At 68.0% G+C, this 9,321-nt stretch carries 13 protein-coding genes; 7 read left to right on the forward strand and 6 right to left on the reverse strand.

Annotated elements, in window-relative coordinates; all coding sequences use genetic code 11:
* The first annotated feature begins 75 nt into the window (after window positions 1-75).
* The 5 genes from argF to queE all read left to right on the forward strand — a co-directional run bounded on the left by argF (window position 76) and on the right by queE (window position 3,908).
* Window positions 76-1,011 (forward strand): ornithine carbamoyltransferase, encoded by a 936-nt coding sequence (gene argF / locus VGD28_RS00695; protein ID WP_331026405.1) that lies wholly within the window; start codon window positions 76-78, stop codon window positions 1,009-1,011.
* A gap of 149 nt (window positions 1,012-1,160) precedes the next feature.
* Window positions 1,161-2,060: an Hsp33 family molecular chaperone HslO gene (locus VGD28_RS00700; RefSeq protein ID WP_331026406.1), complete on the forward strand. Its 900-nt coding sequence runs from the start codon at window positions 1,161-1,163 to the stop codon at window positions 2,058-2,060.
* Between the two features lie 69 nt (window positions 2,061-2,129).
* Entirely contained in the window at window positions 2,130-2,534 is a 405-nt protein-coding gene (locus tag VGD28_RS00705; RefSeq protein WP_331026407.1) for a hypothetical protein, read from the forward strand.
* Window positions 2,535-2,577: 43 nt separating this feature from the next.
* A complete protein-coding gene (queC, locus tag VGD28_RS00710) occupies window positions 2,578-3,267 on the forward strand; it encodes a 7-cyano-7-deazaguanine synthase QueC (protein ID WP_331026408.1) in 690 nt (229 codons plus the stop codon).
* 8 nt (window positions 3,268-3,275) lie between these two features.
* Window positions 3,276-3,908, forward strand: coding sequence for a 7-carboxy-7-deazaguanine synthase (gene queE / locus VGD28_RS00715; protein WP_331026409.1), 633 nt, complete (start codon window positions 3,276-3,278; stop codon window positions 3,906-3,908).
* Window positions 3,909-3,920: 12 nt separating this feature from the next.
* Here queE and VGD28_RS00720 read toward each other — a convergent pair whose 3' ends face one another.
* The 3 genes from VGD28_RS00720 to lipB all read right to left on the reverse strand — a co-directional run bounded on the left by VGD28_RS00720 (window position 3,921) and on the right by lipB (window position 5,790).
* The gene (locus VGD28_RS00720) at window positions 3,921-4,586 is read right to left on the reverse strand and encodes a hypothetical protein (RefSeq protein ID WP_331026410.1); all 666 of its coding nucleotides are present in this window, start codon (window positions 4,584-4,586) and stop codon (window positions 3,921-3,923) included.
* Between the two features lie 184 nt (window positions 4,587-4,770).
* Window positions 4,771-5,019 (reverse strand): hypothetical protein, encoded by a 249-nt coding sequence (locus tag VGD28_RS00725; protein WP_331026411.1) that lies wholly within the window; start codon window positions 5,017-5,019, stop codon window positions 4,771-4,773.
* A 93-nt stretch (window positions 5,020-5,112) separates the two neighbouring features.
* On the reverse strand, window positions 5,113-5,790 hold the full coding sequence (lipB, locus tag VGD28_RS00730) for a lipoyl(octanoyl) transferase LipB (RefSeq protein ID WP_331026416.1): 678 nt from the start codon (window positions 5,788-5,790) through the stop codon (window positions 5,113-5,115).
* A gap of 78 nt (window positions 5,791-5,868) precedes the next feature.
* On the opposite strand from lipB, the gene VGD28_RS00735 reads away from it, so the two are divergent.
* Both VGD28_RS00735 and VGD28_RS00740 read left to right on the forward strand, forming a co-directional pair.
* Entirely contained in the window at window positions 5,869-6,690 is an 822-nt protein-coding gene (locus VGD28_RS00735) for a glycerophosphoryl diester phosphodiesterase membrane domain-containing protein (protein WP_331026412.1), read from the forward strand.
* Window positions 6,690-7,409, forward strand: coding sequence for a hypothetical protein (locus VGD28_RS00740; RefSeq protein WP_331026413.1), 720 nt, complete (start codon window positions 6,690-6,692; stop codon window positions 7,407-7,409). The genes VGD28_RS00735 and VGD28_RS00740 overlap by 1 nt, the downstream gene beginning before the upstream one ends.
* Here the strand turns inward: VGD28_RS00740 and VGD28_RS00745 are convergent.
* From VGD28_RS00745 to VGD28_RS00755, 3 genes are read right to left on the reverse strand one after another with little or no spacing between them, the layout of a single operon-like run.
* A complete protein-coding gene (locus tag VGD28_RS00745; protein WP_331026414.1) occupies window positions 7,373-7,972 on the reverse strand; it encodes a GNAT family N-acetyltransferase in 600 nt (199 codons plus the stop codon). The genes VGD28_RS00740 and VGD28_RS00745 overlap by 37 nt on opposite strands.
* Window positions 7,963-8,814 (reverse strand): oxygen-dependent coproporphyrinogen oxidase, encoded by an 852-nt coding sequence (hemF, locus tag VGD28_RS00750; RefSeq protein ID WP_331026415.1) that lies wholly within the window; start codon window positions 8,812-8,814, stop codon window positions 7,963-7,965. The genes VGD28_RS00745 and hemF overlap by 10 nt, the downstream gene beginning before the upstream one ends.
* Window positions 8,811-9,260: a tRNA (cytidine(34)-2'-O)-methyltransferase gene (locus VGD28_RS00755; RefSeq protein ID WP_331026417.1), complete on the reverse strand. Its 450-nt coding sequence runs from the start codon at window positions 9,258-9,260 to the stop codon at window positions 8,811-8,813. Before VGD28_RS00755 ends, hemF begins: the two co-directional genes overlap by 4 nt.
* Window positions 9,261-9,321 lie beyond the last annotated feature (61 nt).

The raw sequence follows: 9,321 nt of genomic DNA on the forward strand, positions 1-9,321 counted from the left end.
GACTGCGTCGCCGCCCCTCCACCACCGCTTCGCGGCGGTCCCCCTCCCCTGCGGTGCAGGGGAGGAATTTTGAGAATGACCTATCGCAACTTCCTCAATCTCTCCGACGCGGGGCCGGACGGGGTCGCCGCGATCCTCGCCGACGCGATCGACCGCAAGCACGCCCGTGCGGGCCTGCCCAAGGGCGCGCCCGACGCCGACGCGCCGCTCGCCGGCCGTACCCTCGCGATGGTGTTCGAGAAGAATTCGACCCGCACCCGCGTCAGCTTCGAGATGGCGATCCGTCAGCTTGGCGGCAGTGCGGTGGTGCTCGACGCCGCGACCAGCCAGCTCGGCCGTGGCGAGACGGTGGCGGACACCGCGCGCGTGCTCTCGGGCTATTGCGACGCGATCATGGTGCGCACCGACGACCACGCCAAGCTGCTGGAGATGGCGCAATATGCGACCGTGCCCGTCATCAACGGCCTGACCGATGACAGCCACCCGTGCCAGATCATGGCGGATCTCCAGACGATTCTGGAGAGCGGCAAGGCGCTTCCCGGCCTCAAGGTCGCGTGGCTCGGCGACGGCAACAACGTCCTCGCCTCGCTCGTCGAGGCGGCGGGGATGATGCACTTCGACGTGGTCGCCGCCTGCCCGCAGAGCTTTGCGCTGCCCGAGGAGGCGATGGCGCTGGGCAAGGGCCGCGCACGCACGGTCAACGATCCGGCCGAAGCCGTTGCCGGTGCTGACGTGATCGTGACCGACACCTGGATCTCGATGGGCCAGGCGCATGCGGACACGAAGCTCGCCGCGCTCGCCCCCTATCAGGTGACCGAGGCGCTGATGGCGCAGGCCAAGCCCGACGCGAAGTTCCTCCACTGCCTCCCCGCACACCGCGGCGAGGAAGTCACCGACGCGGTGATCGACGGGCCGCAGTCGCTGATCTGGCCCGAGGCGGAGAACCGTCTCCACGCCCAGAAGGCGGTGCTGCGCTGGTGCTTCGGCCAGATCGGTAGCGACCTGGGGTGAGTTGAAGCGCGGCCATCCCGTTCCTACCTTCCCGTCATTCCTAAGAACCCGTTCGCCCCGAGCTTGTCGAAGGGCTGTTCATCCTTCTTTCGGCTGGGCGAGAAGGAAAGCAGGGCTTCGGCAAGCTCAGCCCGAACGGATTTTTGACGATGACGATCCCCGCCACCAATCTCGACCGCACGGTCAATTTCACGATTCCGGCCCGTCACGCGCGCGGCCGCGTCGCGCGGCTGGGCCCGGTGCTCGACCGGATCCTGTCGGCGCATGGCTATCCCGCGCCGATCGAGCGCGTGCTGGCCGAAGCGCTGACGCTGACGGCCTTGCTCGGCTCGACGCTCAAGAATTCGGGCGGCCAGCTGACGCTTCAGGCGCAGACGCAGGGCGGCATCATCAAGCTGCTCGTGTGCGACTATAAGGGCGGCGAGCTGCGCGGCTATGTCCAGTTCGACGCGGAGCGGCTGGCGGAGCTGGGCGACAACCCCTCGCTCTACGCGCTGTTCAACCAGGGCTATCTCGCGGTCACCTTCGACCAGGCGGCGACGGGCGAGCGCTATCAGGGCATCGTCCCGCTCGACGGCGGATCGCTGGCCGAGGCGGCGGAGAATTATTTCGACCAGTCCGAGCAGATCCCGACGCTGGTGCGGCTGGGGATCGGTCATGACGCGCAGGGCAAGTGCATCGCCGGTGGGCTGTTCCTCCAGCACCTTCCCGAAGGCGAGCAAGGCGGCGAGCGGCTGCACGCGCGCGACGTGCATCCCGAATGGGAGCATGTCGAGGCGCTTGGCTCGACCATGGGCGCGGACGAGCTGGCCGATGCCACGCTTCCGCTCGAGAATCTCGTCTGGCGGCTGTTCAACGAGGAAGAGGAGGTCCGCGTGCAAGGCGGGGTCGATCTCGTCCGCGGTTGCCGCTGCGACACCGCTTATATCGAATCGGTGCTGGCCAAGTTCAGCGCGGAGGACCGCGCGGAGATGGCCGAGGATGGGGTGATCACGGTCGACTGCGCCTTTTGCGCGCAGAAATTCCCGATCGCGGTGGATGCCGCCTGACTGCAGCCGCAATTGGCGGCTGTAATTGTCAGTCACGCAAAAGCCGAATCGTGCTAGAGGAGCGATGAAATGAGCAGAATCGCCTTCATTGCCGCCGCGCTCGCCCTCTCGGTCGGGGGCGGCGGCTATGCGCTGGCCCAGTCCGGCACGCTGACCGCGCTCGCCCAACTCGAGCGCGGGGAGTGGACGCTGCGCGCCTCCGACGGGAGCACGCGTGCGATCTGCGTCACCGATCCGCGCGTGCTGCTCCAGCTGCGCGAGCGCTCGACCGGCTGCACCAATTTCGTGGTCGAGAATGGCGCGAATGCGGGCCGCATCACCTTCTCCTGCCCGACCGGGAAGAGCGACACGCGCATCACGGTGGAAACCCCGCGCCTCGTTCGCATCGAGACGCAGGGGATCATCCGGGGCCTGCCCTTCACCGAGGAATATGAAGGCCGCCGCACCGGCGCGTGCAAGGCGACGGCGCGCTGAGCCTGACCTTGCCGCGCTACGGCAAAGCCGTTAGCCCGACGCCATGACCGACAGCAAGATTGCCGTCGCCCTTGTTTCGGGCGGCCTCGACTCGTTCGTTTCCGCCGCGCATGCCCGCGCCGACGGCTATCGCCTGCTCGCGCTCTCGGTCGACTATAACCAGCGCCACCATGTCGAGCTTGCCGCCGCGCGCCGCATCGCGCACGCGCTGGGCGCCGAGCGGCATGTCGTGCTGCCGCTCGACCTGTCGCAGTTCGGCGGATCTGCGCTGACCGCGGACATCGACGTGCCGAAGGGCGGGGTGGGGGACGATATCCCGGTCACCTACGTTCCGGCGCGCAACACGATCTTCCTCAGCCTCGCGCTCGGCTGGGCCGAGGCGGCGGGCGCGCGCGACCTGTACATCGGCGTCAATGCGCTCGACTATTCGGGCTATCCCGATTGCCGTCCGGAATTCATCGAGGGGTTCGAGAGGCTGGCCGAGCTCGCCACCAAGGCGGGGGTGGAGGGCGCGCCGTTCCGCATCCGCGCCCCGCTGCAACATATGAGCAAGGCGGACATCGTCCGCGAGGGGATGCGCCTCGGCCTCGACCTCGGCCTCAGCTGGTCGTGCTACGATCCGGCGCCCGGCGGGGTCCATTGTGGCCTGTGCGACAGCTGCCGGTTGCGCGCCAAGGGGTTCGAGGAGGCGGGCGTGCCCGATCCCACCCGCTACGCCGAAACGGCGGGATAGGCGGGGCCATGCGCTATGCCGTCAAGGAGATGTTCCTCACCCTGCAGGGAGAGGGGGTGAATGCGGGCGCGCGCGCGGTGTTCGTGCGCTTCGCCGGATGCAATCTCTGGTCGGGCCGTGAGCAGGATCGCGCTGCGGCGGTGTGCAAGTTCTGCGACACCGATTTCGTCGGCACCGATGGCCTTGGCGGCGGCAAGTTCGCCGACGCGGAGGCGCTGGCCGAGGCGGTCGAGGGGTTCTGGGGGCCGGGCACCGAGCGCCGCTTCGTCGTGCTGACCGGCGGCGAGCCGATGCTTCAGGTGGATGACGCGCTGGTCGATGCGCTGCACGCGCGCGGCTTTCGCATCGCGATCGAGAGCAACGGAACCCTGCCGGCGCATCCCGGCATCGACTGGGTGTGCATCAGCCCCAAGGCGGGCAGCGAGGTCGTCCAGCGCAGCGGCGACGAATTGAAGCTGGTCTGGCCGCAAGCCGGCACCGATGTCGAGGCGCTGGAAACATGGGATTTCGCCCATTTCCTCGTCCAGTCGATGGACGATGCCAACGCCGCCGCCAATATGCAGGCGGCGGTCGATTTCGCGCTCGAGCGGCCCAGATGGCGCCTGACGCTGCAGGCGCACAAGGCGCTGGGCTTGCGCTAGCTGCCGCTCAAATCAGCGCTTCTGACAGCGCGAAGGGGTGTAGACGCCCTTGCGCCAGCACTTCTCGTTGCCGAACAGCGGCGTCGATACCGGGACATAATAGACTTGCAAGGCGGGGAACTGATGCTCGCCCCATTTGGTCAGGCTGTTGCGCAACGTGCGCAGCCGTTCCGCCGCGACCTCGCCGACCTGGCCGCGGGGCGAGAAGATGACCTCACCCGCGATATCATCCGCGGTCGCGCAGAAGGTGAGCTGGGCATGGACCGCCGAGAAGCTCGAATAGACCCGCGTGCCATATTGATCGAGCGCCATCTGACCCGCCTTGGCGGTCTTGTGCGTGCGCGTGAAATACTTGCCTAGCGTCGCGTAGGAGCTGTTGAGCTCGGCGGCGTGATCCTTGAGGATGGTGTTGTAGTTGGGCAGCGTGAGCAGCGTCTTGGCGAACTGGCACTGCAGCGCGGCGACGTTGAGCGCGGCGCGCAGGTTCCACACCATCGCGGCGCGCAGCTCGGTCTGGGTAGCGCCCGGCAAGGCCTGGGCGAGAATGCCCGGCTCCTCGCCGGTGATGCGCGGGCCGGCGATGTCCGGCCCCTTGAAGTAGAATTGCGCCGACGCGGGTGCCGCACCGAACAATGCCGCGGCCCCTGCGGCCGCGCATATCAAACGCGAAACGAGCATCCTGTCCCTCTTGAACGCAGTACCATGTGATGGCCCGGGTTACGGATTTTTTACCGTGCGCCCAAGCGCTTTTTGGCCAAGATCGTTGTGGCTGCGCAAGAAGGCGCGGAATCGCGGCAGCCCGGAATCGAAAGGGCCGCCCGGTTTCCCGGACGGCCCCAATGCGAGTTCGCGGAACGCGAACTTACATGCCGTTGCCCATGGTCATGTTGCCCATGGTGTCGTTCGCCATGCCGGTGTCGTTGCCGGTGGCGCCATCGACCATCGTCATGTTGTCGCTCATGGTGCCGTCGAGCACCGGATCGGTCGCGTTGACGTCCTGGATCGCGGTGTTGTCGACGGTGGTCTCGGTCTTCTCGCCGCAGGCCGAAACCAGCAGCGCAGCGCTGGCGATCATCGAACCGGCAACAGCCTTGGTGAAAAGTGCACGCATCTATGAGGCTCCCTAGATATGGGCCGGGGGCGGGCAACGCATGCCGCGAATTCCCCAAACCGGCGTGGACATTAGTCGCTAAGGGCCATCCCCTCAACCCTGCTTGTCGGTGGCGCAACTGCCGCCCAGCGCGTCGAGGAAAGCCGGAAGCGCAAACGCGAGGGCCGCGTCAAAGGTTGCGGGCGAGATCGGCTTGCCCAAAGCGGCGGCGCTGGTCACCGGGAATTCGGGCAGCCCGCACGGCACGATCCCCCCGAAATCGGCGAGGTCCGGATCGAGGTTCACCGCGAAGCCATGCATCGTCACCCAGCGCCGCACGCGCACGCCGATCGCGCCGATCTTCGCCTCGCTCCCGCCGTCGCGCGTCCAGATGCCGATCCGCCCATCGGCGCGGAAGGCGTTGATCCCGAGCTCGGCGAGCGCGGCGATCACCCAGCCCTCCAGCGCATGGACATAGCAGCGCACGTCCTTGTTGCGGCGGGAAAGGTCGAGCATCGCATAGCCGATCCGCTGCCCCGGCCCGTGATAGGTGTAGCGCCCGCCGCGCCCTGTCGCGAACACCGGGAAGCGCGGGTCGATCAGCTCGGCCGGATCGGCGCTGGTGCCCGCCGTATAGACCGGCGGATGCTCGAGCAGCCAGATCAGCTCCCCCGCCTCGCCGCGCTGGATCGCCGCGACGCGCGCTTCCATCGCCGCCAGCGCCTCGGGGTAGGGGACGCGCCCTTCCGCCACGCGCCATTCGATGCCGTTCCGGGTCTCCATGGGGCGCAGATGGCGCGTCGTTTGCTGCTTCGCAACAGTGGCGTGTGCGTGCCGGATCGGCTAACGGTTCGCAACAAGGGGTGTGATATGGTCAGCATGGGTACCGTCTGGGATCGGACGGCTGAGTTTCTGAGCGACAATCTGGGGATCGTCCTGCCGGTCGCGCTGGGCGCGATCTTCGTGCCGGCGGCGATCAGCGGCAGCCTGTCGGGACTGCAGCAGGGCGCTGCGCCGGGGCTGGGGGCGGTGCTGGGACTCGCCTCGCTGCTGCTCGCGATCGTCACCTTCTGGGGGCAGCTCGCGATCACCGCGCTGGCGCTTGATCCCGCCATCGGCCGCGCCGCCATGCGGGTCGCCACGCAGCGGCTGCCCGCCGCGCTGCTGGTGACGATCGCGCTGTTCCTGGCGCTGTTCCTGCTCGTCATCCCCGTCGGGATCATCATGGCGCTGAGCGGCGCAGACCTGAGCGTTGCCGCCACCGGCGCGATGCCCCGCATCCCGCCCGCCGCCGGGCTGTGGGTGCTGCTCTATTTCCTCGTGCTCCTGCCCGTGCTGTTCTGGTTGACGGCCCGCCTTGTCGTGATCCTTCCCGTGATCACCGGCGAGAAGGCGATGTTCGGCGCAATCCCGCGCAGCTGGTCGCTGACGCGCGGCGCGGCGCTCCGGATCGTCGGCGTGCTGATCCTCTACGGCATCGTCGCGTCGGTTGCATATCTCGCGGCGACCACCGCGTTCGGCGCGATCATCACGCTGATCGCCGGGCGGGGCGAGGACGGGCTGTCGCTGGCGACGGTGCTCACCGTCATCGTCGGCGGGGCGGTCTCGACCGCCTTCACCGTGCTCGGCACCGCCTTCACCGCCAAGCTCTACCTCGCGCTGCGCGCAGCCAGAGAGGCCGCCCCGGCATAATGCGACTGGCATTCGGGACCATTTTTGCCGACGCGGCGGCGATCTGGCGCGCGGATCGCGACCTGCTGATCGCGCTCGGCGCGTTCTTCTTCGTGCTGCCGGCGCTCGCGCTGACGCTGTTCATGCCGCAAGCCGCGCCGCCGGCCGAGGGCGAGCGCCTCGCCGGCCAGGCGCTGCTCGCCTACATTGCGGCCAACTGGCACTGGATCGCGATGCAGCGCGTGGTGGAGCTGTTCGGCGTGGCCAGCCTGTTCGCGCTCTGCCTCGATCGGGCGCGGCCGACGCTCGGCGCGGCGATGGGCGCGGCGTTGCGGCTGTTCCCGCTGTTCCTGGTGCTGGCGGCGTTCGTCGCGATCCTGACCTGGGGCGGGCTGATGCTGTTCTTCCTGCCCGGCTTCTACGTCATGGGCCGCAGCTTCGTCGCCGGCGCCGCAATGGTGGCGGAGCGGCAGAGCGATCCGTTCGCCGCGCTTGCCCGCGGATTCGCGCTGACGCACGGCCATGGATGGATGCTGTTCACCGCCGCGATGCTGTTGTCGCTGCCGGGGCAGCTCGTCGCGCTGTTGGCGGGCGCGCTGCGCGGACCGGAGGCGGGGATCGTCGTAATCGCGGCGACCGGCCTCATCGCAGCGCTGGCCGGCGGCGCGGTGACGCTGGCGACCGCGCTGCTGCAGATCGCCGCCTATCGCCGGCTGGCGGGATCGAGCAACGGGACGTGAGGCGCCGCTTCGCGCGGCAGATGGCCTGACAGGCGCGGGTCGGGGAAGGTTTCGATCGCCCGGGCGAACGGCACGAAGCCCGAGGCGCGGTAGAAGCCCAGCGCGGACGGGTGGTCGAGCGTGCAGGTATGCACCCAGACGCGAGTCACGCCGGGCCGCCATGCCCGCATCAGCGCATGCGCCATCAGCCAGCGGCCGTGGCCTTGCCCCGCCAGCTCGGGCACCAGCCCGACGAAGGACAGCTCGCACGTTTCCTTCTCGCGGAAGTCGAGCTCGAGCAGCCCGATCTCGATTCCGCGCGGATCGGCGACCGCGAAGATCTCGATGGCGGGGTCGTGGATGATGCCGGTCAGCCGCGCCTCGTCCATGGTCAGGCGCGAGAACCACAGCCATGGCTCGCCGATGCGGCGGAACAGCGCGCGATACTTGTCGGGCGCGGGCTTTTCCCACTTCACGAGTCGCAGCGGCGATTCGGGCAGTGGGCGGGGACGGGGCCGCTCGAGCATCTCGAGGCTGGTGACGATCGTCGCCACCTCGCCCGGCTTGACCGGGATCAGGCCCATGTCGCCACGGGAGGGAGGCTCATCAGGATCGCATCGATATTGCCGCCGGTCTTGAGTCCGAACAAGGTGCCGCGGTCATAGACGAGGTTGAATTCGGCATAGCGCCCGCGCCATTCGAGCTGCCGGGCCTTGTCCGCGTCGGTGAACGGCATGGCCATCCGCCGCCGCACGATTGCCGGGAAGATGTCGAGGAACGCGCGTCCGACATCCCGGGTGAAGGCGAAATTCGCGTCCCACGCCTCGCCCTCGCTGTCGAGGTGGTCGTAGAAGATCCCGCCGACGCCGCGATGCACCTTGCGGTGGGGGATGTAGAAATAGTCGTCGGCCCATTTGCTGAAGCGCGGATAATGCTCCGGGTCGTGCGCGTCGCATGCCGCGCGCATCGCCGCGTGGAAATCGGCGGTGTCGTCCGCATAGGGAATCGGCGGGTTCAAGTCTGCGCCGCCGCCGAACCACCGCTTCGTCGTGCACAGGAAACGCGTGTTCATGTGCACCGCGGGCACGTGCGGGTTGGCCATGTGCGCGACCAAGCTAATGCCGGTGGCGAAGAAGCTGGGATCGTCCTCGGCGCCGGGGATGGAGGCGGCGAACTCCTCGCTGAAGCGGCCGCCGACGGTCGAGACATTGACCCCGACCTTCTCGAATATCTTGCCGGCCATCTGCCCGCGCACGCCCCCGCCGCCGGGCGTTCCGTCCTCGTCGGTGCGCTCCCAGGGGATGAACTCGAAGCTGGCGCCGCTGCCCGCCTCACGCTCGATCGCCTCGAACTCGTCGCAGATGCGGGTGCGCAAGCCCTCGAACCAGTCGCGGCAGGCCTGTTGCTGGTCGTCGAGCGGCTTCATCGGGGCAATCCTCCGGTCTGGCGCAGCGCTTCGCCGAGGGCGAGCGCGGCCGAGGTGGCGAGGTTGAAGGAACGAACTTCGGGCCGGATCGGGATGCGCAGCTTCGCGTCGCTCATCGCCGCGACCTCGGCGGGGACGCCGCCGCTCTCCTTGCCAAACAGCAATATGTCATCGCTCTGGAAGCCGAATTCATAAGGTGAGCGGTCGCCTTTGGTCGTGAACAGGATCAGTCTCCCCGGGACCTCGGCTCGATAAGCCCCGAATGATGTGAACCTCATCACTTCGACATGGTCGATATAGTCCATCGCGGTGCGCCGAACCCTCTTGTCGTCCCAATCGAAGCCCATTGGCTCGATCAGGTCGACGGGCACGTCCAAGCAGGCGCCGAGCCGCATCACGGCGCCGACGTTTCCGGCAATCTCAGGCTCGAACAGGCAGAGGCGCATGGCCGGCGGATAGTCGCTATGCGGTTCGCCGCACAAGCAGGGCAATTTGCCCATTTGCATC

This window comes from Sphingomonas sp., assembly GCF_036402235.1.
In the GTDB taxonomy this organism is placed as follows: domain Bacteria; phylum Pseudomonadota; class Alphaproteobacteria; order Sphingomonadales; family Sphingomonadaceae; genus Sphingomonas.